This window comes from Chroococcidiopsis sp. [FACHB-1243] (assembly GCF_014696895.1).
GTDB lineage: Bacteria > Cyanobacteriota > Cyanobacteriia > Cyanobacteriales > Chroococcidiopsidaceae > Chroococcidiopsis.
The window spans coordinates 19,184-43,756 of the sequence record NZ_JACJQX010000002.1 but is presented as its reverse complement, the minus strand read 5'-3'; the positions used below and the strand labels follow the sequence as shown (position 1 = coordinate 43,756).

Below are 24,573 nucleotides of genomic sequence, written 5' to 3'. Positions count from 1 at the left end.
ACAATTTTTAGGAAATAGTAACTATATGACTTTATCCATAACTTTGCCGCAGTGGGATGGATATGGATCTAGAGAGAGGCAACGGTATAAGTTTAGTTTTTTTTGGCTCGGCGATTGGTGAGAGCACATCTGTCTGGTGAGAGCATATCTATCTAATTATGTATTCGTGCTTGTGTTACTAAACATAAGGTTGAGCTTTTCTTCCCCAAATTTAGGGCAAATCTTTTAAGTGGTTGGGCAACAGGATACTGTCACGTTGCAAGATACTCTTAACGTAAGTATCAAGATCGTATGGCTGTAGTTTTGTCTGGGTTCTAATATAAAGTGGATGTCGAGGCGAACCGTCAATGTTTTGTACCCAAGTCATGAGGGGTCCCGTCCAGAGTTTTAGGCGACAAGATGCTTCAACTAACGCAGGCAGAAAGTGAAGCAAGTGACGACGATCCTTTGGTGTACGCCCCCAAGCTACACATACACTATCTCGCTCTGGAATCAGTTCTTCTTTTAGTACCTTGTCCCACGTTTGATAATTATCTACACCTAAAGGGTTTTCATGCACCCAAATATCAGAAGGGTTAGTAGCACGAACAGCTAGAAGATTTAAAACCAAAAGCCGACCGTATTCTTCATTTTCGGCAAGACGACATACACGCGAAATAGTTGGATCGTTTTTTTCCTCATCCGCTGTTGATGGATTTAGCATACAGACCAATAGGATGCGGCTGTTTGGTGCTGCGGTATCCCGTGAAAGCAGATAACGATAGCTTGTATTCATTTCACACACTCAAACTTGTTGAAATGTTTACTTCCGTTTGCCTGAATCCTCCTTGGGGTTATAACCTGGTTGAGGAGGTGAGAGCGTTTTAGCAGGCTGAGTATTATTAATATTTGAAGGGAGATACCTATCTAACAAATATGTTATGGCAGATGGAACCAATGGAATAAGAGCAACGCCAATCGCTATAACAACACTAAAATAAACAGCCTGCTGAACTTTGTGATTCTCCATTTTGCTCTCTACATTATCTAGGCGTTTTACGAGATTAGGAATGGATGACACTAAATCAGGAGCATTCATGAAGTCACTTGGAATTGAATTAAAACCATCTCCTTTATAAGGCTTGTCGTCATCTTCATCCAAATCTGCATACCATATAGAAAAAAATCGGTCACCTTTTTTCACGCGAAAGTGAAGAGGTCCAGCATTATACACAGCGAAAATTAGCTTACCCTTGTATCCAGGATCGACGTGAAAACCGGAAACATTAATTAACCCATGTTTTTTTACTTTAAACTTGATTGAAATAAATGCAATTGCATCGTGAGGAACTTCGACTGTTTCAGCAGTTATAAGAAATGCAAACTGCCCTGGAGGAATATTAGTTCCTGCATCTTTAAGACTAATTACTTGTCGATCTTTCAGAGGTGTATCGGGAAGTGTTGAAATATAAACTTCTTCACCTAAGCATAGTTGGTACGAAGCCGACTCAACTTGAGCCTCGTTAAATGGTTGAATCAAACCAGGAAGACGAGACTTCAGGGTTTGTGATGACCAAAAGCTCATTCTTCTTCCCGCAAAATATTATCGAGTGGATGCTTTTTCTCGACAGAGGCTAGGCGGTGAGTAGCTTCTTCTAAAAGAGAAATGTTACGCAAACTAGCTTCGCGCACCAGAAGAGAAAAAAACTTTTGTATAGTCTTATTCCAAGTTGCCCGAATCGGATAGTCTTCTTGGTGATCTGTCGCTTCGCATCCCTTAGCTAATTCAGCAAGAAGCTGGATATACGTATTAATAAAGGTGGCGCTAGTATTGCCTAGATCGTCAATTACTAAATCGATTGATAAGGGGATTCCTAGAAGGTTGCTTGCAGAGGCAACCATGATAAATGCATCAATGAATGCTCTTTGATTTTCTGGTGCTGAAAGGGGTAACGAGAAAAGAGGATAAAGATATTTGGCAAGATGTAGGGCAATATGATTCATTCGCCGAGAAATATCAAGTACAAAAATTTCATGATGATAAGTTTTATCATGTTCCATTTGTAGCCGTTGATAGGCATTTAATTTCTCGGTTGAAATTAGCTGTTTTAGCATGACATTTACAATAATCTCACTCTCTAAATACAGCCTGTCTTCTTGAATTAAATCAATTGGGCAGGCAATAGGGTTATGAAACAATTTTATATAGACAACTAATATTTAACCACATGGATTGTTATAGTGATAAGCTAACTTGCATCGAATCACGATTCAATGCTCTACTTGACGTAAGGCTTACGCTCGGTACTCCCAGTCACCTTATCCTTCCTCTAACCAAACCTAGCAATCTTATGCTTTCACTAGCTAGGATATAACTCGACACCCTAACGATAGAATCATCCCTAAAACTCCTCCTACGCCAAGATTACGAGTTTTAGAGCGGCAAAGTTATCGGAAGAATCGTAAATTAAGTGGTAAGTGGTGCGTGAAAAGAGATAAAAGCTGAAGTTCTGCCCCACTCACTACTCACCTATGAAAAATCAAATCCAACCTTTGCTGTGCGGCTTGTAACGCCTCGGTAGGGGTGCTTTTCCCCAATAAAACAGCTTCTAACGCCCTACCTAAATTTTCTGACAAGCGACTGTAACCGGGAAAAATCGGACGCGATCGCCCGTATTTTGCTTGTGCTAAAAACACTTCTACGGCAGGCTGTTTTTTGATGAAATCTTGATATTTCTGGCTTTCCCTTGACTTCATATTGACGGGTAAATATCCCGTACCAATTGCCCAATCAGTTTGAAATGCTTCACTGACAACATACTCGGCAAACTTTAATGCAGCTCGTTCGCGTTCGGGCGTAGACTTGAATACAAATAGGTTTTCTCCACCAATTGCAGTTGCTTGGCGATCGCCTTTGGGAATCGGAAACACGCCAAAATCTATTCCTGTGGTTTGGAACTGTCCCAGCGTCCAGGGTCCAGTCAATTGCATCGCGACTTTTCCAGCTAAGAAAGCATCGATTTCAAATCCTCTTTCTGGTAAAGATAGAACGACAGAACCATCATCGACTAAATCGCGCCACAATCCCAGCGAGGCGATCGCCCCCTTGTCGTCTGCTATATTTACATTTGCTGGTTGTTGGGGATTGTTACTTGCCAACTCGCCGCCACCACTCCACAGAAAGGGTAGCCACAGAAAGACGCTAAATTCTCCTTTCCCTAACGGCAAAAACATTCCGTGTTGGTCGATCCGCTTGTCTCCGTCTTTGTCGATGGTTAATTGACGCGCAACTTGACGCAATTCTTCCCAAGTTTGCGGTAGCTGAGTAATTCCTGCGGCTTTCAATAAACTGGGACGGTAAAATACACCTACATTGTTTACCCCAAAAGGCACAGACCAAGTATGCCCTTGATACTCCATCGTCGCAAACAGGCTAGGATCGATTTCATCCTTGACGGGAGAAGTTTGCAGCAGATCGTCCAAAGGACGAATTGCATCGAGTTCCACCAACTGTCCGGTTAGCGTCGCATTAAACCACAGTAAATCTGGCGGTGCATTTCCTACTACTGCTGCCAAAATTTTCGGTAATTGTTGTTCTGCTTGCCCAACATACAAAGATTCTACTTGAATGTCAGAATGCTCTCGATTGAAGCGATCTACCAGCGTTTGCAAAACATCTCGATTGGGTGGTGGATTGACTCCTTGCCACAGCGTAATTTTGGTGACTCTAGAATTACCAGGTGTCGCCTGACATCCTACTAAAGTTAGGGTTACTACGAGTAAGAGGAGAAGAAATTTAGTTTTGACTAGATAGCGATTGAGCAACTTCACTAGTTTTTTCAATTGACTTTTAAGTTTTATTGTCAAAATTTTAGTCTAAAATTGCCTTCTGTAGATAAACGCGGGTAAATAGGTATTTTTGATATATTGTTAGATATATTCTGAGTATATTTTTAAGAAAAATCATTGCGAATATAGGTGTAAGCCTTGCCAAAGGATATGCGAATGAATGCAAAGCGAAAGATATCTTTTATCCCAATTTTATATGCAATTTTGATTGTCTATGCGATCGCGACTTTTTTACCCTTTGCTTGGGCGCTTTCTGCTTCATTTAAACCCTTATCTGAAATTATTGCTGGCGGCTTGAACTTGATTCCGCAAAACTTTACTTTAGAAAATTATCAGAAGATTTTTCTAGAAGAACCATTATTTGGTCGTTGGCTGTTTAATAGTGTTGTAGTTGCTAGCACTGTCACTATTTTTAATCTTTTATTTAACTCAATGGCTGGTTATGCTCTTGCGCGTATTCCATTTAAGGGAAATCAGATCCTATTTTTCAGTATCTTAGCAGTTTTAATGGTTCCAGCTCAAGTGACGCTAATTCCTAGTTTCTTAATTCTCAAATCTCTAGGTTGGCTAAACTCATATCAGGGGTTAATTGTTCCGAATATTGTCAATGCGACTTTCATCTTTATGATGCGACAGTTTTTCGTGAACTTTCCCAAAGAATTGGAAGAAGCTGCTGCCTTAGATGGTTTGGGATACTTAGAAACTTTCTTTCAGATTGTTTTACCTTTAGCTAGACCAGCTTTAGCAGCCCAAACTATATTTATCTTTTTAGGCTCGTGGAATAACTTTTTAATGCCGTTAATGATTGTTTCTACTTCAGAAATGTTTACTTTACCTTTAGGGTTGAATACATTTAAAGGACAATACATTAGTTATTGGAACTATATCATGGCTGCGTCTATGGTATTCACTTTACCCGCCTTGCTAATTTATGCCTTTTTCAATCGCTACTTTATTCAAGGGGTAACTTTCACGGGTGGAAAGTAAGTAGGGTACGTTAATTAACGCACCCTACCATATACATATCTTTCTGCTACTTTCCAATAGCGAGAAAACCGCTTTAGATCGATGTAACCATCGTATTCAAAAAATAGCTCGGTTTCGAGAACTTCAAGTTTTAGCGATCGCTCAATTTCATCACAAATTATTTCAAATCTGGGACTAGGACTATCGGCTGTCACGACTAAATTAGCATCATGTTCTTTGGCAAAAGCTAACACTTCTTTCGCCACATCACCTCGTCTAATCACCACGGGTAACTCCAGCAAGCATTCATAGATAAAAGCAATCCGTTTCAAACTTAACTGCCACTCTTCAATCAAAGCCTCATCCCAAACCCAAATTGCAGGCGAATTGGCATATTCTTGCAGTGCAGGATTTTTCGGACTCAGACAATCTCCGTGTATCCAGATAATCGGTTGGTTCATGGTAATGGGTAATGTGTAATGGGTAATGGGTAATGGGTAATGGGTAGTTGGTGGTTGTAGTTATCCTCCTTGTCCCCCTCGTCCCCCTCGTCCCCCTCGTCCCCCTTGTCCCTTCCCGCGCTGCCAACTTTGACTGTTGGGTTGTTTGTTAAATTCTGCCTTGGGAAACAATCGCTGTTCTATTTGTTCGTAACTGCCTTCAAAGTCACAATGTCCGTAGAGGGGACATTCGCGACAGTAAACACCATTCGTATAACGTTCCAAGTTTTCGCGGTTAAAGAAATAGGGTTTGTGGCTAAACGTACTCGCTACCCATTGCCAAGACATATTGTTACTCGCCGGATCTCCATCTAATAAGTGTTCGAGAAACCATATTCCCCCGACTTGCCAGCGGATACGTCGCCAATGCACCATATAAGCAGCCATCCACATCCGGGCGTGATTGTGTAAATATCCGGTTTGACGCATTTGTTGACTAAAACTGTCGATACAAACTAGCCCCGTCGTCCCTGTGGCGATGTCTTCTGGTAGTTCAGGGGCGTATTCTTTGGCAGTGTAACCAGTTTTATATTCTTCTCGATCTTCCCAAATTCCATTTCCTAATTTGACATATAGGCGTTGCCAATAGTCGCGCCAGCCGAGTTCGTTAATTAACTTGGTTGCTTCATCTGGCTGCTGAATTTTGTTCAGGACATATTTCTTAACATCAGCGAGACTCAAAACTCCATAACGGAGATAGGGTGAGAGACGAGTTACCGCACCCGTGAGAAAATTGCGAGTTTTGGCGTAACCTGCCGGATCTACTGTTTGTAAAGCTTCTTCAGCGGCTTTGCGCCCCCCGACAGTCTCGCTAATCGAGTCATCTCGGCTAGCAGCAGTAGGAAATTGTTCTTTTAAGTAGGCTACCAGTTCTTCACGACTGGTAAATTCGCGTTGCATATCCTTCATATCAGTTGTCGGTTATCAGGAAATCGTAGGGGCGGGTTTAGCAAGAGATTCACGGCTGGCGGCGAGAAATTTTTGGTCAAAACCCGTCCGTACAGCAGTAGTTGCGAATTGCGTAACGCTCCGCTTCGCCTTTGGCTAACACGTAGCGAGGCGATCCCGTAGGGGTAGTGTAGCGCAGCGTAAGAGTGTAAATCGCGCATTGAATTGTCTCCCCGATCCAAAACTCAGGTAGGGTAAACCGAATTAGGGTTGGGGGGAATCTTTAGTTAAGTAAAGAGCGATCGCGTGGTTTAAGCCATTAAGATCCTGATTAAAGAACATTTCACCACAACACTGATTTAGTATGCGGGAACAAGGCACAATCAGCATCCACACTGAGAATATTTTCCCCATTATTAAGAAATCTCTCTACTCCGACCATGAGGTTTTCTTGCGGGAATTGATCTCTAACGCAGTTGATGCTATCCAAAAGCTGAAAATGGTATCCCGTGCTGGAGAGTATTCCGGCGAGATAGGCGAACCAGAAATTCAAATTGCTATAGACAAAGATCGCAAAACCCTGTCCATCTCCGACAACGGTATCGGGATGACGGCGGAGGAAGTGAAGAAATACATCAACCAAGTGGCTTTCTCTAGTGCAGAAGAATTTATTCACAAGTATGAGGGGAAAGACCAACAGATTATCGGTCATTTCGGCTTGGGTTTCTACTCTTCCTTTATGGTGGCGCAAAAAGTTGAAATCGATACCCTGTCTTATCAAGCAGGTGCGCCAGCCGTCCACTGGAGTTGCGACGGTTCCCCAGAGTTTATTTTAGAAGACTCATCCCGTAGCGATCGCGGTACGACGATTACCCTGCACTTAATGGAAGACGAGCAGGAGTACGTAGAAGATGCACGCATCAAGCAACTTGTCAAGACTTATTGCGATTTTCTGCCTGTTCCCATCAAATTGAATGGCGAGGTTATCAACCAGCAGAAAGCACCTTGGCGAGAGTCGGCGAATAATCTCACCAAAGAAGATTATTTAGAATTTTACCGCTACCTCTATCCTTTTCAGGAAGAACCCCTGTTGTGGGTACATCTCAACACCGACTATCCTTTCATCCTCAACGGGATTTTGTATTTTCCCAAACTCAGACCGGATGTGGATGTCACTCAAGGACAGATCAAACTATTCTGCAATCAAGTCTTTGTTAGCGACCATTGCGAAGAAATTATCCCGCGATTCTTGCTACCCATGCGGGGAGTGATTGACAGTACAGATATTCCCCTTAACGTTTCTCGTAGCGCTTTGCAAACAGACCGGACAGTCAGGAAAATTGCCGATTATATTTCTCGTAAAGTTGGCGATCGCCTGAAAGAACTTTATCGCAATAGCCGCGAAGAATATATCAAAGTTTGGCAAGATGTAGGTACGTTTGTCAAATTTGGTTCCCTCAACGACGAGAAATTCAAAAAACAAGTCGAAGATATCGTCATCTACCGCACAACCTATGAAACGCCTGTAGAGGCTGCGTCCTCACCTGCGACAGAAACACCAGTCGTCCAAGTGCAAGCAGAAGAGGGAGACGCATGGCAAGACGTACAACCAGCAGAATCTACTCCCGACTCTGGTACGGGCGTGCAGCAGAACACCCCTACAACTTCCCCATACACCACGCTGAAAGAATACCTAGAACGTAACAAAGAACGTCACGAGAATCGCGTTTACTATTGCACCGATGAAGTTACTCAAGCAACTTATGTAGAACTGCATAAGAAGCAAAGTTTAGAAGTCCTGTTCATGGATTCCTTCATCGACACGCACTTTATTTCTTTCCTAGAAAGAGAGTATTCAGACGTTAAATTCTCTCGCGTTGATTCCGATTTGGATCAAACCTTACTAGACAAAGATAAAGCTGGAGAAATTGTCGATCCGAATACGAACAAAACCCGCAGCGAACTCATCAAGGAATTGTTTGAAAAAGCCTTGAATAAACCCAAACTCAACATTCGTACTGAAGCATTAAAATCTGACGATCCGCAAGGTACACCCCCAGCAATGGTGTTGTTACCTGAATATATGCGCCGCATTCAAGAAATGAGTGCTTTTGTCCAGCAGCAAACAGCACAGTATCCTGACGATCATATCTTGCTAGTTAATACCGCGCATCCGCTGATTCAAAACTTAGTCAGCCTCAGCCAAGGTAGTATTATCCAAGGTGAAGGGCAGTCGCCAAGTGCCGAATTAGCTAATTCAATTTGTCAACACGTTTATGACTTGGCATTGATGGCACAAAAAGGATTTAATGCTGAAGGAATGAAATCTTTTGTCGAGCGTTCTAATCAGGTATTAACTCGTCTGACAGATCGCGCTACTAGCGCTTAGGGCAACTCATAGTCGCCTTGCCCAAATTTGGCGAAGCTTGTAGTAAGGTGCGTTTTGAAAACGCACCTTACTACTATAGACGGGAAAACTTCTTTGCCTCTGAATTTTACTATACACGTATCCACCATTTTCGCCTGCTTCAAACTCCAAAACAGACATGTTTAGTAAACCCGCCCTTACGGGATATATAGTCAATCAAATAGATTTGGTATGATTACCGATATTTATACTGTCATCTGGAAAGAGTGGCGCGAACTACTATTTCAACGCGGTAGTATTAAAACAACAATTCTAAGTTGGCTACCTTTAATCTTAATATTTGGCTTGCTCATGCCCATTCAAATTGGTACATTTTGGGTAGAATCTCCCTTTACAATTGCTTATTGGGGATGGCTACCAACTCTACCAGTTATGGCGCTAATTGCTGATAGTTTTGCTGGAGAAAGAGAAAGAAACACTTTAGAAACTTTATTAGCAAGTCCTCTCTCAGAAGTAGCAATCCTATTCGGTAAAATTATTACAGTTGCAATCTATGGTTTATTATTAACGTTAATAGTTTTAATAACAGGTTTGATCTCTGTTAATTTAACTCATAACACGGGAGAAATCTTACTCTACCCAATAGGAATAACTTTAACTGGAATTGGATTGGGAATTTTGACAGCTACAGCTATGGCAAGTATAGGTGTCATTGTCTCTCTCCGCAGTCCTACAGTCAAACAAGCAGCCCAACAATTAGCTTTTGTTTCTATTGCCTTAACTTGGATTCCACTTTTGAGTTTGAGCCTTATTCCAACTCAATTACAAACAAGTCTTTTAAAAGCTGCCAGAAATACTAATATGACTCAAATAATTTTGATAGTATTAATTATTTTAGCAGCAATTGACGCGGGATTATTGTTAATAGCAATCAAAAGATTCAAGCGATCGCGCTTAATTCTCGATTAGATAGGATGCGTTAATTAACGCATCCTACGGTTTAACTAAGGTTGGCAGATTTACGCGCAGTTTCTTGAACATTGCTTCCCTCGCTTGATTAGCTAAAGTATCATCTAAAGGTGCAAGTGCAATTGATTCTTGATATTTTTGTTTCAAGGCAGTTTGAATCAACCAATCAGCTAAAAATGGATTTTTAGGTAACAGGGGACCATGCGAATAAGTCGCGATCGCATTTTGATAAAATGCGCCTTCTGTACCATCTTCGCCATTATTTCCTAACCCATATACTACCCGTCCCAACGCCTCTACTTGACTTAACTTTGTCCGTCCGCCATGATTTTCAAAACCAATCAAGTAGGGTGGCAAACCTGTCATTGCTACTAATTCCTGCGCTAACTTTTTAGCCGTAACTTCAATAACTAAATTACCGATACAACGACGCGCATTTAATCCAGGATGGATAGAAACAAAATCAAATAATCCCAGTCCCTCAATTCGCTGTCCTTCACCTGGTTCGTAGTAATGTCCTAATAATTGTGGCGCACCACAAGTAAAAATTCCTGGCGTACCGTTTTCAATTTTTTCTCGTAACGCCTCAGCTTTAGCACCGCGCAAATCGCGCATGACAATTTCTTGCTGTCTATCTTGCGCGCCACCACCAACAAGTATATCGACTTGGGAAAAATCTTGAGCCGTAGAATCCCGATCCAAAGGTAATATTTTCACTGTATAATTGCGCCATTCACAGCGGCGCTGAATACAAATAACATTACCGCGATCGCCATACGTACTCATTAAAGTTGGATACAACCAGCCAATTGTAATTTCCATTTCCAGATTCATATATATTTCTTGCTCAATTCCAGGTTAAATAAAGACTTTTATACTTCTCGATCTTGCTTGCAACTAGCTGAGTATTTTGGAGATCGGGACAAAATTCAGCTACTTCTTTAGCAAATTTTTCAATATCTGTAGGTGGTCGTACAAATTCTAGGCTCAAGCTACTTTTACTAGCAAATATAATTTCAAATTCACTTACTTCTTGCCATGATTTTAATTTATTAATTATGTCTTTAGGAGATATATCATAATTCCACCCATTAGTCTGATGAATCTTAATAATATCCCAAGGTTCTTCACCCTTAAAAACTGCAATTCTTAACTCTGCTTGTGTGACATAATTTAAAACTCTAGAAATGTATTGGTTTAACCTGTTTTTCTCTGGAGTCAACCCAACTCGATTTTCGCAGCTTGTCAGATAGCCGTGTGGATTCAATAGTTGTTTTAGCTTGACAAAAATATCCCGGTAATCTATATAAGATGGGATGATAATAGACAAGCCTTCTACTAAAAGATTGCCTCCATAGTTGTAGACTCCGTAAACATCTTGCTCAAATTCGAGATAGTAAGCTGGCAAAATTTCATTTACACAACTCAATTCGCTATCTTTGAGATACACCTCTTGTTTTAAAAGAATTTTCTGCATTTTGACTTGACACTCTTGCTGAATTGCCTCTAAAACAAACTCATCATAATCAAGCTCGGCAGCTAAATCTTTTTCCGATTGAGATAAAAGCATAGTCAGTTATCAGTTATCAGTTATCAGTTGTCAATCACCCATTACCACCCCTTACAAAATCTTCCTTCCCGTCAAAATCTCCCGCACTTCCAACATGGCAGAATATGTAGGCAAAATGTGTAAAGTCTCATTTGCTGGAGTTTGTGCTAAAGCAGTGGCGATCGCCTCTTTTAAATCTTCCTTCACAACCAAATTCATTTTGCTATCTATCTCCGGCTGACTGTAACGCAAACGCAAAGCCATATCGTAAACGCGATCGCCACTGACTATTAAAGTCCCTCCTCGTTCGACTAACTTTTCTGTATCCACATCCCAAATCCACGAAACATCCGTACCATCGGGTATTCTGTCATTCAAAACCATCAACACAGGCGCAAGTTGACGCGCCTCTTCTATTTTCCTCTCGCCTCTTACCTCATTCACTGCCCGAATTGTCTCATTCATCCCCACAGGATTTTTAGACAAGAGAATGCGAACGTGTTTGCCGCGAACTTGCAACTCCTCAGCACGTCCAAAAGCCGCCTGAAAGTTAGCTATAGTATCGCGGATTATCGCTTCATCTACGCCAAGTTGCTGTGCTGCTAACACCGCCGCTAGAGTATTGTATTTGTTATATAACCCAATTAAAATTTGCTCCCATTCCCGACTATCGATCGCCAGAGATGGTTTGTGAAAACCACAGTTAGGACAGTTATAATCTCCCTGGTGTGAAAGATAAACCCCTTGATAAACCAAGCGAGTACCGCAACTAGGACAATAAATCGAGTCTACAGCATGGGGAATTTCATCAAGATAATGTTCTGGTTCGCTCAAGCCAAAGAATAAAACATTTTGATTGAGTTGTTGACCCATGTAAGCCAAGGTAGGATCGTCAGCATTGGCAACAATAATCGTTTCTGACGGTAAAGGTGCGATCGCCTGTCCCCAACGCCTGCTAATTGTATCGACTTCCCCGTAGCGATCGAGCTGATCGCGAAACAAGTTTAACGCCAGAATTAGCCGAGGTTTCAGGGGTGCTAACACCTTGGGAACGATATTTTCGTCTACTTCCAAAATGGCAAAATCTGCATCTAGCGTACCGATGGGGTTGGTATTTTGTAACAGCGCCGTCATCAAGCCATTTTCTAAATTTGCCCCCGCTGCATTGTGGACAACCCGCCAACCTTGACGTTCCAACATCGTGCGCAGTAGTAGGGATGTAGTAGTTTTACCATTTGTCCCAGCAATGAGAATGACTCCTTGCTTCACCTGACAACTTAGCAGTTGCAACAATTTCGGCTGAAGACGACGGGCAATTTCTCCTGGTAAAACGCTAGCCGCACCTAGACGTAGCGATCGCACCCCAAATGTCACGGTTTTTGCTGTCAATACAGCCGCACCCAAGCGCAGTCTATCCATCAATTGCATTTTTCCCACAGCTCGATCTCAATCCGGTTGTATTACTGTATTGTTTTACTGCCTTTTTGGGAAAAGAGGAGGGCTGTTGTTGATTTTTAACGATCTATCCCAAACAAACTGTAGGGGCGCACAGCTGTGCGCCCCTACAAATACATATCCACCGAGATTAGCTATCCGAACCGCGATTGAAAGAGGAATTAGCCAAAAGATCCGATCGCGTGACTGGGGCAGCATAGTAACTAGCAATAATCGCTACCATAAACCACCAAATCGTGTTGATTTCAGGACGATACCAGACAGTATCGGCAATATTGTGAACCAGAGTTCCAAACAATGCCGCGATCGCCCCAATTAACCAAAATGCTTCTCGACTGCCAGCTTGCCGCAAACGGCGCAGTTGTTGCAATCCTGAATTGAAGGTGACAACTAGCAACCACAACAAGCAAGCTAAACCAACAAAACCAGTTTCTACGGCTACTTCCAACAAGATCGAGTAGGCACTCAGGGCATTATAACGAGGTAGTTGGTAAAGCGGATAAATTTTGTTAAAGGCAGTGTTTCCAGGACCGATCCCTAAAATTGGACGATCTTTAATCATCTCAATCACTGCGATCCACACGTTGATGCGAAAATTGTTGCTGCTATCGCCCCGTCCGGCAAAGATACTCAAAAAGCGATCGCGGATTGGTTCGACAAACAACACCCCACCTGTTAACAGCAGCGCCACACCACCGATGAGCAATGGTAGCGACCAAGTACGCCAGAATGGGGGGAAATGGACGCTCAACATATATACCAGCAGCACTAACACGGCAAAAATCGCTACGAGTAGTCCCATCCAACCGCCACGACTAAAGGTCAGGACGAGACAGGCGCTATTGACAACAAACATTGTTAGTGCTAAGAGCTTAGGAACCCAGCGCTGCCAAGCAAAGACAGCAACCAGACTCAAGACCACGGCTGGTAGTAGATAACCAGCCAGCAAGTTAGGATTGCCGAGATAGCTGTAAACGCGGGTAATGCGGGTGAGATTAGATTGAGTATCTACCCAAGTTGCTAGAGCATTTGCCCCATAAAACCACTGCTGCAAACCGTAAATGCTAACAATCAGCGCTACGTGGAGGTAGAGGGTAATCAGCCAAGAACGAATGCGGGGCGATCGCAAAATCCTCGCAGTCAAGGCAAATAGAACTAAATACAGCGTCAACTTTTGCCAACCTACAAAAGCAGCGGCTTTGACGGGTGATAGTGCTGTAGCTACTGTAGAGATGCCCCAGTAGAGCAATACTAATAAATGAATTGGAGTCAGAGTATTGGCACGCTCTGGAGCATAACGCCGTTCGTCTGTCAAAGTCAGCAGTACCCAGAAGCTAGCACAAGCAAAGAGCAACACGCCAATTAGGTCGTTAGAGACAAATGGCGCAAGCGCAAAGACCAAACTGACTAATAAAGCTGCTAAGGCTTCCGACCATTGCATCAGCCAGCTTCCCTGTCGCCAAGTACTAAATAGTCCGACAACAGAACGGTGTAAGTAGCTTGCACGTCGCCATTCTTGCAGTGGCAAGCTAGATAAAGTAAATTGCTGCCAAACTGAATTCATAAGCATGAGCTGCGGGATAGAGATTGGTCTATCTTAAGTCAACGCTAGGCTGACTTGACTTACCATAATTGCGAATTTCATTTGCTTTAGCTTAATACACAATGTCAGTCACAATTATCTCTATGAGTTTACGATTGTCATTGAATACATTTCTGATGGTATCTATTAGTACTCATAAGTTGACACGAGAATGCTGAGTACTCTCAGTTACGCGCGATCGCTTTCCCACAAGTTTGTTTGATTTCTAGCAATTATCAAAGGCTACTTATGCCCACGCAGTAAAGTTGTTCTCTACAATTTTTCAGTTGGCTATAGCAAGTATAAAGTTATATCCACAGACGGATATGAAATGTTAAAAAAAGTCATCAATAATACATTTTGATTATATATATTTAAAGTATATTTATGAATTCGCCAGTTTTCTCTAATCCTTCCTAACTTTTGAAGCTATTACCTATAAAAAATGCAGTGCATTTTGGAGAATAAATCTACCCGGAACAGTAAAATAAAGTATCGCTAGTAGCGAGAGGATGTTGTCAAATTACTACTCATAAATATAAAATCTTACCAAATTCTTAAAGGGCAATTGACAACCAAGTGTTAAACACGAAATGAAGTCAATTGAACGAAATTAACTCTGCAAATGTTCTACAAATATGAAACACGGCTTGTGGTTGCGAAAGAGCGTTCGACCAACTTTGCTTAGTTTTGCTATTATCGCAACAACATTATTCAACCCATCTGTTGTGCGGGCAGATAACTGGCGGGTGGTATTCGAGGATGAATTCAATGGTACATCTCTCGATCCGCTCAAATGGGATACTTGCTATTGGTGGCATTCGGGAAGGGGATGTGCCAATCATGGAGCGCAAGAACTCCAATGGTTTTTACCAGAGGAAGTCATAGTACAAGATGGAATTTTGCGTTTACGCACTCAAAAACGCATTTGGAATGCTTACAATGCTACATTCCAGTATACCTCTGGGATGATTTCTTCTCACCAAAGGTATGCATTTCAGTACGGCTTTGTAGAAATACGTGCCAAAGTACCTAAAGGTAGGGGTTTTTGGCCTACCATGTGGCTTGCCGCAGAAGATAGAAACTGGCCTCCAGAAGTGAACATCGGGGAGTTTTTTGGTTTAGATACGAAAAGCGTGCTGATGGTCTTGCACTACATAAACGATCGCGGCAAGCCAACATACTCATCTTTATCGTGGGGTAACAACTTTGATTTTTCAGAAAACTACCACGTTTACGCAGTGCTATGGGAACCAAATGCCATAATTTGGTACGTAGATGGGGTAGAGCGGATGCGCTATACAAACAGCGAAAATATTCCGCAAAAACCAATGTATGTTTTAGCAACTCTAGCAATTGGTCCAATTTGGACGAATAAGCTTCCAGATGACTCCACGCCGTTTCCTAGCTATTTTGACATTGACTATATTAAAGTTTGGCAACGCCAATAAGGAACATTGCTAAGGCTAACAACTGTATAACTTTTAAAGCCGATCGCATTTTTACTTCAGATGAAAGTGCGATCGCCTCGAACTGAATAAAGTTAAATTTCGGTATTAGCTTGCGCCAATGTTAGCTCGGGAAGACTGACGACATAACGATAGCCGGATTCTGGAGTCCCTAAAATATCAATTTGACCACCGTGTAGTTCTGCTAAAGCGCGGCTGAGCAACAAGCGTAGGCTTTCACAAGAACGATTGAAGCTATTGACATTGACTAATTCTGTCTTGTCTTCCCCACGATCGTCATGCTCGTGCATTGACCTCTTGCTTTTTGACTCCTGCCTTTCATCGCCAGTACGAGCAGCATGAAAAGCGGGAATTTGTCCTAAGTAGGGATCGACGGGGGTTAATCCTTCTCCTAACCAAGGATGAGAAACTGAAATTGCTAGATTCAAAAGATTGCTTTGTCCCATAGTTTCACCCACGCGATCGAGCGTAGAGTTGCCTTTATAGGAAATGTGAATGCGAATCGCACTCCCACTTGTAGCAGCTTGAATCATACTCGATATGAGGTGGTATATCAGCTGTCTTACCTTGTCTTTATCCAGCACCCACATGCGACTTTTAGCAGGCTCCAGCGATAGTCGTAATTTTTGTTCTTTGCGTTTGGCGACCTCATCTAAGGTATTGAGTACCTGCTGGCAGAGCATTTCGATATCGACAGTAGTTAGATTGAGACTCAGGGAATATTCCTCTACAACTCCCAATTGAGAAACTTCATTAACTAGGGAGAGGAGATATCGACCGCTATTTTGAATAATTTCGAGATATTCTTTCTGTTTCGTCGTCAGAGGACCGTAAATTTCTCGTCCTACGACATTTGCCATTCCTAAAATTGATGTTAAAGGAGTTCTGAGTTCTTGGGTGAGCTGCTCTAGCAACTTGAGTTTGACTTGGACAATGGAAAGGGCTTCTGGTAAGGCAGTAGGGGGAGAGAAAGAAATTGCTGGTGCAGGGTTGAGAATTTGCGGTGCAATCTCGATCGCCCCCTGCTCTAGTGGCTCCAACTGTTGCATTTTGAGCAGGCGATTGCGCTCGAATTCACTCATACTCCAACGAGCCATGAGTTCGAGAAATTTCATCTGTTGGATGCTGAAATTGCGAGGTTCTAAATCCATCACCGCGATCGCACCCAAGCATAAACCGGAGGAGTCAATCAATGGAACTCCCAGGTAAGCAAGAATACCGTAACGCTGGACTAGGACGCTGTTGGCAAAGGCAGGATGAGTGCGGGTATCGCCAACGTTAATTATTTGACTCGTTTCAACAACTTGGGTACAAAAAGATTCGTGGATTGGTAACTGTCTTTCCTGCGCTAGTGGATTCATCAGCCCCAAACGCGACAAACCCACTGCTGATTTAAATACGTGGCGATTGCGGTCTAAAAAGCCCAAAATGCAGATCGGTACTTCTAGCAGGTGGGCAGCGGTTTGAGTTGCTTCCTCAAAAACTGGCGTAGTTTGAGCTTCCAACAAACCCAGTTCTGACAACGCCTTCATGCGCCGATCAATCATTGGATCTACGCCAGTATCCCATCGACACACTAATTTGTTTTCTGGCTCCACCATTTACCAATCCACCTTACACTGCAAGAAAGCGATCGAACTGCAATATCAATGTTGTGCTGTATCTAACCCTGATTTCAGGGATATCTACTAGACTTAAGATTCCCGATTTTTATTCAGGATCAACAATTCATCACAGAAAGATTTTGCTAACTCTTAAGGAGTTGGTAATTGGTAGTTGGTAGTTAGTTGTTGGTTGTTGGTGATTGTTCTCCTTTGTCTTCCTTGTCTCCTTGTCCCCCTACTCCCTGCTCCCAGCTCGTCCCTGCTCCCTTTTCCCCCAGGCTGGATGGGAAAATAGTGTTGCGATCGCACGATTGCCGCGTAGCTGATTTGACAAAGGTAGGTGTCCTATGGGAGCGTCAAGGCTCCAAGTAAATCCATCAGGGTAGCGCGTCCAGGTGTTACCGTTTTTCCAGCCAATTTTTGCCCATAGCTTTTCCCAGTTTTTGCCTAAAGTTAACCAGAGTCCTCGCTGCACGGAAAAGCCAAATTTTCCTTCAGAGTAAACTGACCAGAGGGTATCGACAGTTTGCAAATCGAGAATGGGAAATCTTTCGACTTCTGTAAAATATAGCCACTTGCGCTGTACGGCAGTTGCGCCAGCTAGTTCGCAAAGTTTTTGTAGTGTCGCGCGGTCTGCTGCTTGGAAGTCTCCCTCAATCAACAATTGTTGTAGGGAACTGTAATCGATATTAGATTGCGATCGCAGTGTCACAATTCCGGCGGGAAAGTGAGTTTGCAAAAATTCCCGTGCCGGAGAAAACTCGGAATGATAGAGGAGTTGGTAGATTTTGCCATCAATCCAAGTCGGTAGGCGATCGCGGCGTTGTAGCAAAAATTCCATCAACACTTCTAAACCTGGCTCGCCTAGTGTTGCTAGCTGTTGAATCAGTTGCTGTTGAACTTTTTCCGACCCAGACGAAAGCTGCAAGCGGAGAGCAGAAAAGTCAATGGGAATATCTGATGTCGTGGTTGGGTTAGTCATGCTCTCACTAGAAACGCACAAAGTTCAGCACCGATCGCTAATTTTAACTATATTACGGAGAAGTCAGAAGTACAGAATTCGGAATTCGGAATTAGCGATCGTTCTCCTCTGCTCCCTACTCCCTACTCCTACTCCCTACTCCCTACTCCCTACTCCCTACTCCCTGCTCCCTGCTCGCTGATTACATTTCCTTGAGTCAAAATCTGCTAGCGTTCCATAACAGCATCGTCAGATGGCAAAATAAAAGTTTCTAGACTCCTGGTGTAGCAATCCATGTACGAGAAGATCACTCCTCCTACTACTGGTTCTCGAATTACCTTCAGTAATGGCGAACCAATCGTTCCCGATAATCCAATTATCCCCTTCATTCGCGGAGATGGTACGGGGGTAGATATTTGGCCCGCCGCCCAAAAGGTGATGGATGCTGCCGTACAAACTGCCTATCAGGGCAAAAGACAGATCGACTGGTTTAAAGTCTACGCTGGAGATGAAGCTTGCGAAGTATACGGCACATACCAATATTTGCCTGAAGATACACTCCAGGCAATCAAAGAATTTGGCGTGGCAATTAAAGGTCCGCTCACGACACCGATTGGTGGTGGTATTCGATCGCTTAACGTAGCACTACGCCAAATTAACGATTTATATGCCTGCGTTCGCCCCTGTCGTTACTACCCGGGAACGCCTTCACCGCACAAAAACCCAGAAAAGCTGGATGTGATTATTTATCGCGAAAACACGGAAGATATTTATCTGGGCATTGAGTGGCGGCAGGGAAGCGAAATTGGCGATCGCCTGATTAAAATCTTGAATGAAGACCTCATCCCTGCTACCCCCGAACACGGTAAAAAACAAATTCCGCTCGATGCAGGGATCGGCATCAAGCCCATCAGCAAGACTGGTTCTCAACGCTTAGTCAGACGCGCAATTAAACACGCTCTTCGGTTGCCTCCCAATAAACAAATGGTGACTTTGGTGCATAAAGGCAACATTATGAAATACACCGAAGGCGCTTTTCGCGATTGGGGCTACGAATTGGCAACATCTGAGTTTCGCAACGAGTGCATCACCGAACGCGAATCTTGGATTCTTGGCAACAAAGAACACAACTCAGATCTCAGTACAGAAGACAACGCCCGACAGCTCGAACCTGGCTACAATGCTTTGACTGCCGATAAAAAAGCCCAAATTTGCCAGGAAGTCGAAGCGGTGTTGAGTCAAATTTGGGAGACGCACGGCAACGGTCAATGGAAACATAAAATCATGGTCAACGATCGCATTGCTGATAGTATTTTCCAACAAATCCAAACCCGACCCGATGAATACTCCATTCTCGCTACTATGAATTTGAATGGAGACTATTTATCCGATGCAGCAGCGGCGGTTGTCGGCGGCTTAGGGATGGGTCCAGGAGCGAATATTGGCGACGAGTGCGCTATTTTTGAAGCGACTCACGGCACTGCACCAAAACACGCTGGACTCGACAGAATCAATCCTGGTTCGGTAATTCTTTCCGGCGTAATGATGTTGGAATATATGGGTTGGCAAGAAGCAGCAGAATTAATCAAGAAAGGAATTGGAGATGCGATCGCCAATCGTGAAGTCACTTACGATTTAGCGCGATTGATGGAACCCCCAGCTCAACCGCTTAAATGTTCTGAATTTGCCGACGCGATTATTCAGCATTTTAGTTAAAGACAAATTTGTAGGGGCGCACAGATGTGCGCCCCTACATTTATCGTCCCAATTTATGCTGTGCGTCTCTACATTTATCGTCCCAATTTATTTGGAATCCCTTCACAGCCACCAGGAATGGTGGCTCTGGTTTTTTCGCCTCCCCAAGCACAGCAGTAATAACGTAAGGATTCAGACATTCTCTGGGCATCGGCAAAATCGGCATTCTCAATGACTGCCCCCGTCTGTTCTCCTGTATTGTAGTTGGGAGCGATATTGCGACTGCGGGGTGTAGCAGTTTGGGCATCACCGTAAAATAAACGAGTACTTTTGAGGTCGGCACTCACTAGCTGTGCTTCATACAAAATGGTACGGGAAAAATTTGCTTTTACTAAGTCGCAATTGTTCAGATTTGCCGCAATCAAATTTGCTTCTGAGAGATCCGTCCAACGCAAATCGGTCTTAGAAAGATCTGCTCTAGCTAACATTACGCCTAAGTCTATAACTCGAATACCATAGTTACGGTCTTCAGAATAACCGCCTTCACCGTTGAGAATGGCTCTACCTAAGCGAAAATCTCGTTGTAAGGGAGTCAGTAACTTTGATTGAGATAAAAAGCGAATAATTTTAGCTTTACCGCTAGCATCGACGCTACTAAAAATAGCAGCCGTACGCCCTTCAGCGATCGCCCGTTCTTGGGGCCAATCTTCTAACATTCCCTCTTCATCTAATACTAAATCGGAAATTCCCTGAAAATAAGAATCGATGGTTTGCTGTTGGGTAATTAAATTTTGCTGGACTGTTAGCAAGTTTTGTTGAATTGTCAAGTCTTTGGAAATTACATATTGTCGCCAAGCTACATAAACGGCAATAATTGCGATTAAAATTTGTCCTAACGCGCCAAAAACTTCACCTAATGCCCCGATCGCATCCCAGTTTAATTTGGTCGCCCAATCGATAATTGCACGACCGATATTTCCAAATTGGAATAAGCCGACTACGGCGATAGATAGACCGACTCCCGCCACAAATAGCGATCGCTCTAGGGGGGAAAATATGTCTGAGACTGCTTTTATCGTCCAAGGTAAAAGTACCCCCAGCGAAAGTAACAACGCTAGCAGCGTGCCTACCCAGCCAATCCACAAAAAGTTATTAAAGGATAGTCCAATCCAAACGAGCGCGATCGCGACTAAGGTAAGTAAAGAAGCCCTGGGATGTGCCGTGCGCCAACTCGTGCGTTTGACGATGAGATTTGATGCAGAAGTCGATTGTTGTTGGGCATGAATTGCAGCAATTGCTGCCAGTGCTTGCTGAGTTGCCAAGTTCTCATTCGATATATCGTTGTCTTGGAAATCATCTAGATCCAAAGACGAACGCGATTGAGTCACAATCTCTGGATTTGGAGATGATGCCTGATTGTTATTATCTGAGTTGTTTTGGCTAGTCATGCTCGATTATTTGCAGCAGGCTGAAGGGCTTCTCGCTTTCATATGTTAACTGCTGCCAAGAACGGAACGATCGCGCCTCGGTATCAAATTTGCTATGATTTTGGCGCGATTGTTCGCTCTATAACCTTCCAGCCTCAATTTGCCGCACTACTGTTAGCGCTGAATAACTTACACCTGCTGTGCCTTCCCCTGGATGCGTAGAGTCGCCGACTAACCACAAATTTTTGACAGGCGTGCGGTTGGCAAAACCAAAGGGTCCAAATGTCGGGACTCTCTGACCGATCCCGCCTACTATACCGCGATCGCGTGCTGTATAACGGGCAAACGTGCGCGGTGTCGCTGCTTCCTGATGTAAGATCGTTTCTGGCGTGAGGTGAAAGAATTGTCCCAAACGGGCGATCGCTTCTTGAGTATATTTCTCCTTCATCGCCTCATAGTCTTCACTGCGCCACCAAGGTTTCAGATCGACAAAGGACGAGGCAATAATTGTACCTTTTCCCTCTGGAGCGCGTCCGTCTCCCGCTCGACTGACGGAGACAAATAAAGAATTATTTTCCCCGATCGCAACGGAGCGATCGTACATGAATTGCAAGTGCGGCGGACATCCTGACGGAATCGCAGTTTCATCTACGCCGAGATACACGACAAAAGCCCCCGATGCTTCGGGTAATTTATCGACACGTTGCTTGTAACCTTGGGGGGCATTTCTACCCAACAACTGAACTAAGTTTTGTACCGTAACGTTAGCCACGATCTCGTCAGCGGCTTCTGTCCCTACTTCTTTAGTTTTTTGGTGGCGCACCAAAACACCTTTGACTTTGCCGTTTTCAACTAAAACTTTCTCTACACTATGGCGCATCAGCAGCTTGCCACCATATTTTTCTAAAGCTTCTACCAAGCGATCGCTCAACACCTGCATACTACCGTGGAGGTGAGATAATCCTTGGGGTGATTGGGAAACACTTAATGCTGTAGCCGCATAAAGTAAAGCTGTTTCTTCTGCATCGACTTGGGAGTAAAGTTTTAATTGCAAATCTAAAAATGTCCGCAGCCGCCAATCGTCTTCCAAACCGTGTCCCCGTAAAGCATCGCCCACGGTCAAAAAGGTATAGGGTAAGGTAGTTAAAGTCCCTGGACGAACGGCTTGCGTCAGTTGCCACAAATCCCAGATGTTACGGGGTGGTAAAACCGGATCGCGGGCTTGAAATGCCCAACTCGCTTGAAATAGATTGTCTATTAATTGCCAAAAGCGATCGCTACCTGGAAATTGTTTTTCTCTTTCGGCTTTCCATTTGGCGCGATCGCGCCAAACATTAATCGGTTGATGCTCTCCTGGTAAATATACCGCACAAGCAGGATCGCAAGGCGTTGCTTCTGGTAGATCGATGTCTAATTCGGCAAAGATGCGGTGGTGAATTCCGCCTGGTTCTAAACCAGCTACCTGAGTCGCACCGACATCGAAGGTAAATCCTTTCCGTTTAAAGGTCGAGGCACACCCTCCAGGGACGATCGCCTGGTCTAAGACTAAAACCTGATAGCCGCGACGGGCAAGCAGCGCCGCCGCCGTCAAACCACCAATTCCAGCACCAATGACGACAACACGCGATTTGCGATCGCTCGCTAACCTACTTAGCATGGATATAAAGTCAAAATAAAACCTACTCTATCTTTATATTAAGTTATGTTAATGCTTGCAAAGAAGCCACTAGTCAGAATGTTTTTTGTTCGCTGTCTCCTTGGCAGGGAGCGCACGAGCAGTGACCAGTGACCAGTTAATTCTCGACTTACGACTTACGACTTACGACTTACGACTTACGACTTAATCTTATGTCCGAGCGCAATTGGGAGACACCGCTGACTAGCAATACTCTAGAACAGCGGTATGAGATTATACAACAATTAGCAAAAAAAGCAGGCAGGCGCACGTTATTGGCGCGTGACAGAAAAACTGAGGAGTTAGTTGTTGTCAAACTTCTGTCCTTCACTAGTGATTTTGAGTGGGATGCACTGAAATTATTTGAACGGGAAGCCAAAATATTACAAGCAATCTCTCATCCTACAATTCCCCGTTATCTAGATTATTACGAACTCGATTTCAATAACGGTAACAAGGGTTTTGCTTTAGTACAAAATTATATTTCTGGAAAATCTTTAGAAGACTATCTTAAATCTGGACGTAGCTTTGATGAAGCAGAAATTAAACAACTAGCGAAAGCAGTACTAGAAATTTTGACTTATTTGCATGGCAGACAACCGCCAGTCATTCACCGCGATATTAAACCGAGTAATATTTTACTCGGCGATCGCTCTGGTCATAACATCGGACAAGTCTATTTAGTTGATTTCGGTTCCGTGCAAACTTTAGCGGCAAAAGAAGGCGGAACGATGACAATTGTAGGAACTTATGGCTATATGCCACCCGAACAATTTGGCGATCGCACCGTTCCTGCTTCCGATCTTTATAGTTTGGGTACAACTTTAGTTTATCTAGTAACGGGGACGCATCCGGCAGATTTACCGCAGAAAGACGGACGAATTCAGTTTGAATCGTTGGCAAATCTCAGTCCTGAATTTACTCAGTGGTTGCGGCGGATGATAGAACCAAGTTTAGAACGTCGCTTTACTTCTGCTGAGAATACATTGCAGGAATTGATTCAACCTCAGTCTGTGAATCTCGTTCCTTTGCCTTTTAAACAACCTAGTGATAGTAAAGTCAAACTAACTAGAAAAGCAGATAGGTTAGAAATTCTACTTCCTGCTAAAGGTTGGAATTTTGGCGTAGGATTTACTACAGCTTTTGTCAGTTTTTATAATCTCATTCTGCTTCCAGCAACAGGCATAGTTTTTTCTCCATACTTGAGAATTAGCCATCCTTTAATATGGTTAATTGTTGGAGGTTTATGGTATGGAAATTATATTTTAATCTCGGGAGTTCTTAAGTATTTATTAAAGCGAGTTAGACTCAAAATCAGTTCTCAGGAAATCGAGCTTGCTCATGAAATATTCGGCTGGAAGTATCGCCAGATTTTCAATGCAAGTAAACCAAAGGTGACGGCATTAAAGTTAATTTACGGATATCACGGTAACCGCCGATACATGCATATTTGGATTGGTAAAAATAGGTATGAGTTATGGGGTGATTCGATTCTAACCGAACCCGAAATGGAATGGTTGGCGCAAGAAGTTAGTAATTATTTAGGGATAGAAATTTCTAGAGAACCTAATTTTTACATTCCCGAAGACAATTAACTTTACAATAGTTTGCGATTGGCGAGCGCTCGCTCACTGCTT

The 24,573-nt window shown here is 43.3% G+C and carries 21 protein-coding genes; 6 read left to right on the top strand and 15 right to left on the bottom strand.

Annotated features, from left to right (window positions below; genetic code table 11):
• Window positions 1–211: 211 nt before the first annotated feature.
• The 4 genes from H6G17_RS01610 to H6G17_RS01595 all read right to left on the bottom strand — a co-directional run bounded on the left by H6G17_RS01610 (window position 212) and on the right by H6G17_RS01595 (window position 3,810).
• On the bottom strand, window positions 212–775 hold the full coding sequence (locus tag H6G17_RS01610) for a DUF1643 domain-containing protein (protein ID WP_192153628.1): 564 nt from the start codon (window positions 773–775) through the stop codon (window positions 212–214).
• A gap of 27 nt (window positions 776–802) precedes the next feature.
• Window positions 803–1,564 carry a dUTP pyrophosphatase gene (locus tag H6G17_RS01605; protein ID WP_192153627.1) on the bottom strand — a complete coding sequence of 254 codons (762 nt, stop codon included), beginning with the start codon at window positions 1,562–1,564 and terminating at the stop codon, window positions 803–805.
• Window positions 1,561–2,178: a hypothetical protein gene (locus tag H6G17_RS01600; RefSeq protein ID WP_192153626.1), complete on the bottom strand. Its 618-nt coding sequence runs from the start codon at window positions 2,176–2,178 to the stop codon at window positions 1,561–1,563. The genes H6G17_RS01605 and H6G17_RS01600 overlap by 4 nt, the downstream gene beginning before the upstream one ends.
• A gap of 327 nt (window positions 2,179–2,505) precedes the next feature.
• Complete coding sequence (locus H6G17_RS01595; protein WP_192153869.1) at window positions 2,506–3,810, bottom strand: extracellular solute-binding protein; 1,305 nt, start codon at window positions 3,808–3,810, stop codon at window positions 2,506–2,508.
• Window positions 3,811–3,984: 174 nt separating this feature from the next.
• Here H6G17_RS01595 and H6G17_RS01590 point away from each other — a divergent pair, with 174 nt between their 5' ends.
• Window positions 3,985–4,815: a carbohydrate ABC transporter permease gene (locus tag H6G17_RS01590; RefSeq protein WP_192153625.1), complete on the top strand. Its 831-nt coding sequence runs from the start codon at window positions 3,985–3,987 to the stop codon at window positions 4,813–4,815.
• A 14-nt stretch (window positions 4,816–4,829) separates the two neighbouring features.
• Here H6G17_RS01590 and H6G17_RS01585 read toward each other — a convergent pair whose 3' ends face one another.
• Genes H6G17_RS01585 through H6G17_RS01575 form a run of 3 tightly spaced genes read right to left on the bottom strand, consistent with a single transcriptional unit; the run spans window position 4,830 to window position 6,403 of the window.
• A complete protein-coding gene (locus tag H6G17_RS01585; protein ID WP_192153624.1) occupies window positions 4,830–5,255 on the bottom strand; it encodes a hypothetical protein in 426 nt (141 codons plus the stop codon).
• 60 nt (window positions 5,256–5,315) lie between these two features.
• Complete coding sequence (locus H6G17_RS01580; protein ID WP_192153867.1) at window positions 5,316–6,194, bottom strand: FAD-binding domain-containing protein; 879 nt, start codon at window positions 6,192–6,194, stop codon at window positions 5,316–5,318.
• 5 nt (window positions 6,195–6,199) lie between these two features.
• Window positions 6,200–6,403, bottom strand: a complete 204-nt coding sequence (locus H6G17_RS01575; protein ID WP_192153623.1) for a hypothetical protein — start codon at window positions 6,401–6,403, stop codon at window positions 6,200–6,202.
• A 143-nt stretch (window positions 6,404–6,546) separates the two neighbouring features.
• On the opposite strand from H6G17_RS01575, the gene htpG reads away from it, so the two are divergent.
• Entirely contained in the window at window positions 6,547–8,571 is a 2,025-nt protein-coding gene (gene htpG / locus H6G17_RS01570; protein WP_192153622.1) for a molecular chaperone HtpG, read from the top strand.
• Between the two features lie 210 nt (window positions 8,572–8,781).
• Window positions 8,782–9,519 carry an ABC transporter permease gene (locus H6G17_RS01565; RefSeq protein WP_192153621.1) on the top strand — a complete coding sequence of 246 codons (738 nt, stop codon included), beginning with the start codon at window positions 8,782–8,784 and terminating at the stop codon, window positions 9,517–9,519.
• Window positions 9,520–9,543: 24 nt separating this feature from the next.
• Here H6G17_RS01565 and H6G17_RS01560 read toward each other — a convergent pair whose 3' ends face one another.
• The 4 genes from H6G17_RS01560 to H6G17_RS01545 all read right to left on the bottom strand — a co-directional run bounded on the left by H6G17_RS01560 (window position 9,544) and on the right by H6G17_RS01545 (window position 14,087).
• Window positions 9,544–10,353, bottom strand: coding sequence for a type 1 glutamine amidotransferase (locus tag H6G17_RS01560; protein WP_192153620.1), 810 nt, complete (start codon window positions 10,351–10,353; stop codon window positions 9,544–9,546).
• 13 nt (window positions 10,354–10,366) lie between these two features.
• A complete protein-coding gene (locus H6G17_RS01555; RefSeq protein WP_192153619.1) occupies window positions 10,367–11,089 on the bottom strand; it encodes a DUF4253 domain-containing protein in 723 nt (240 codons plus the stop codon).
• Window positions 11,090–11,140: 51 nt separating this feature from the next.
• On the bottom strand, window positions 11,141–12,496 hold the full coding sequence (locus H6G17_RS01550; RefSeq protein WP_192153865.1) for a Mur ligase family protein: 1,356 nt from the start codon (window positions 12,494–12,496) through the stop codon (window positions 11,141–11,143).
• Window positions 12,497–12,653: 157 nt separating this feature from the next.
• Window positions 12,654–14,087 (bottom strand): IctB family putative bicarbonate transporter, encoded by a 1,434-nt coding sequence (locus H6G17_RS01545; protein ID WP_192153618.1) that lies wholly within the window; start codon window positions 14,085–14,087, stop codon window positions 12,654–12,656.
• Window positions 14,088–14,743: 656 nt separating this feature from the next.
• Here H6G17_RS01545 and H6G17_RS01540 point away from each other — a divergent pair.
• Window positions 14,744–15,556 (top strand): glycoside hydrolase family 16 protein, encoded by an 813-nt coding sequence (locus H6G17_RS01540; protein WP_192153617.1) that lies wholly within the window; start codon window positions 14,744–14,746, stop codon window positions 15,554–15,556.
• Window positions 15,557–15,648: 92 nt separating this feature from the next.
• Here H6G17_RS01540 and H6G17_RS01535 read toward each other — a convergent pair whose 3' ends face one another.
• Together H6G17_RS01535 and H6G17_RS01530 are read right to left on the bottom strand one after the other, a co-directional pair.
• Window positions 15,649–17,175: a GAF domain-containing sensor histidine kinase gene (locus H6G17_RS01535; protein ID WP_192153616.1), complete on the bottom strand. Its 1,527-nt coding sequence runs from the start codon at window positions 17,173–17,175 to the stop codon at window positions 15,649–15,651.
• A gap of 238 nt (window positions 17,176–17,413) precedes the next feature.
• A complete protein-coding gene (locus tag H6G17_RS01530) occupies window positions 17,414–18,160 on the bottom strand; it encodes a GUN4 domain-containing protein (RefSeq protein ID WP_192153615.1) in 747 nt (248 codons plus the stop codon).
• 273 nt (window positions 18,161–18,433) lie between these two features.
• Between H6G17_RS01530 and H6G17_RS01525 the strand changes: the two genes are divergently transcribed.
• Window positions 18,434–19,855 (top strand): NADP-dependent isocitrate dehydrogenase, encoded by a 1,422-nt coding sequence (locus H6G17_RS01525; RefSeq protein ID WP_192153614.1) that lies wholly within the window; start codon window positions 18,434–18,436, stop codon window positions 19,853–19,855.
• Window positions 19,856–19,929: 74 nt separating this feature from the next.
• On the opposite strand, the gene H6G17_RS01520 is transcribed toward H6G17_RS01525, so the two are convergent.
• Window positions 19,930–21,282 (bottom strand): pentapeptide repeat-containing protein, encoded by a 1,353-nt coding sequence (locus tag H6G17_RS01520; protein ID WP_192153613.1) that lies wholly within the window; start codon window positions 21,280–21,282, stop codon window positions 19,930–19,932.
• Between the two features lie 118 nt (window positions 21,283–21,400).
• Window positions 21,401–22,918, bottom strand: coding sequence for a C-3',4' desaturase CrtD (gene crtD / locus H6G17_RS01515; protein ID WP_192153612.1), 1,518 nt, complete (start codon window positions 22,916–22,918; stop codon window positions 21,401–21,403).
• A gap of 191 nt (window positions 22,919–23,109) precedes the next feature.
• Between crtD and H6G17_RS01510 the strand changes: the two genes are divergently transcribed.
• Window positions 23,110–24,531, top strand: a complete 1,422-nt coding sequence (locus H6G17_RS01510; RefSeq protein ID WP_192153611.1) for a serine/threonine-protein kinase — start codon at window positions 23,110–23,112, stop codon at window positions 24,529–24,531.
• Window positions 24,532–24,573 lie beyond the last annotated feature (42 nt).

What these genes read in the sequence shown, in the direction of transcription:
- H6G17_RS01610 (WP_192153628.1), bottom strand. Translation starts at nt 775, where the DNA reads ATGAATACAAGCTATCGTTATCTGCTTTCACGGGATACCGCAGCACCA.
- H6G17_RS01605 (WP_192153627.1), bottom strand. Translation starts at nt 1,564, where the DNA reads ATGAGCTTTTGGTCATCACAAACCCTGAAGTCTCGTCTTCCTGGTTTG.
- H6G17_RS01590 (WP_192153625.1), top strand. Translation starts at nt 3,985, where the DNA reads ATGAATGCAAAGCGAAAGATATCTTTTATCCCAATTTTATATGCAATT.
- H6G17_RS01585 (WP_192153624.1), bottom strand. Translation starts at nt 5,255, where the DNA reads ATGAACCAACCGATTATCTGGATACACGGAGATTGTCTGAGTCCGAAA.
- H6G17_RS01580 (WP_192153867.1), bottom strand. Translation starts at nt 6,194, where the DNA reads ATGCAACGCGAATTTACCAGTCGTGAAGAACTGGTAGCCTACTTAAAA.
- H6G17_RS01575 (WP_192153623.1), bottom strand. Translation starts at nt 6,403, where the DNA reads ATGCGCGATTTACACTCTTACGCTGCGCTACACTACCCCTACGGGATC.
- htpG (WP_192153622.1), top strand. Translation starts at nt 6,547, where the DNA reads ATGCGGGAACAAGGCACAATCAGCATCCACACTGAGAATATTTTCCCC.
- H6G17_RS01565 (WP_192153621.1), top strand. Translation starts at nt 8,782, where the DNA reads ATGATTACCGATATTTATACTGTCATCTGGAAAGAGTGGCGCGAACTA.
- H6G17_RS01560 (WP_192153620.1), bottom strand. Translation starts at nt 10,353, where the DNA reads ATGAATCTGGAAATGGAAATTACAATTGGCTGGTTGTATCCAACTTTA.
- H6G17_RS01555 (WP_192153619.1), bottom strand. Translation starts at nt 11,089, where the DNA reads ATGCTTTTATCTCAATCGGAAAAAGATTTAGCTGCCGAGCTTGATTAT.
- H6G17_RS01550 (WP_192153865.1), bottom strand. Translation starts at nt 12,496, where the DNA reads ATGCAATTGATGGATAGACTGCGCTTGGGTGCGGCTGTATTGACAGCA.
- H6G17_RS01545 (WP_192153618.1), bottom strand. Translation starts at nt 14,087, where the DNA reads ATGAATTCAGTTTGGCAGCAATTTACTTTATCTAGCTTGCCACTGCAA.
- H6G17_RS01540 (WP_192153617.1), top strand. Translation starts at nt 14,744, where the DNA reads ATGAAACACGGCTTGTGGTTGCGAAAGAGCGTTCGACCAACTTTGCTT.
- H6G17_RS01535 (WP_192153616.1), bottom strand. Translation starts at nt 17,175, where the DNA reads ATGGTGGAGCCAGAAAACAAATTAGTGTGTCGATGGGATACTGGCGTA.
- H6G17_RS01530 (WP_192153615.1), bottom strand. Translation starts at nt 18,160, where the DNA reads ATGACTAACCCAACCACGACATCAGATATTCCCATTGACTTTTCTGCT.
- H6G17_RS01525 (WP_192153614.1), top strand. Translation starts at nt 18,434, where the DNA reads ATGTACGAGAAGATCACTCCTCCTACTACTGGTTCTCGAATTACCTTC.
- H6G17_RS01520 (WP_192153613.1), bottom strand. Translation starts at nt 21,282, where the DNA reads ATGACTAGCCAAAACAACTCAGATAATAACAATCAGGCATCATCTCCA.
- crtD (WP_192153612.1), bottom strand. Translation starts at nt 22,918, where the DNA reads ATGCTAAGTAGGTTAGCGAGCGATCGCAAATCGCGTGTTGTCGTCATT.
- H6G17_RS01510 (WP_192153611.1), top strand. Translation starts at nt 23,110, where the DNA reads ATGTCCGAGCGCAATTGGGAGACACCGCTGACTAGCAATACTCTAGAA.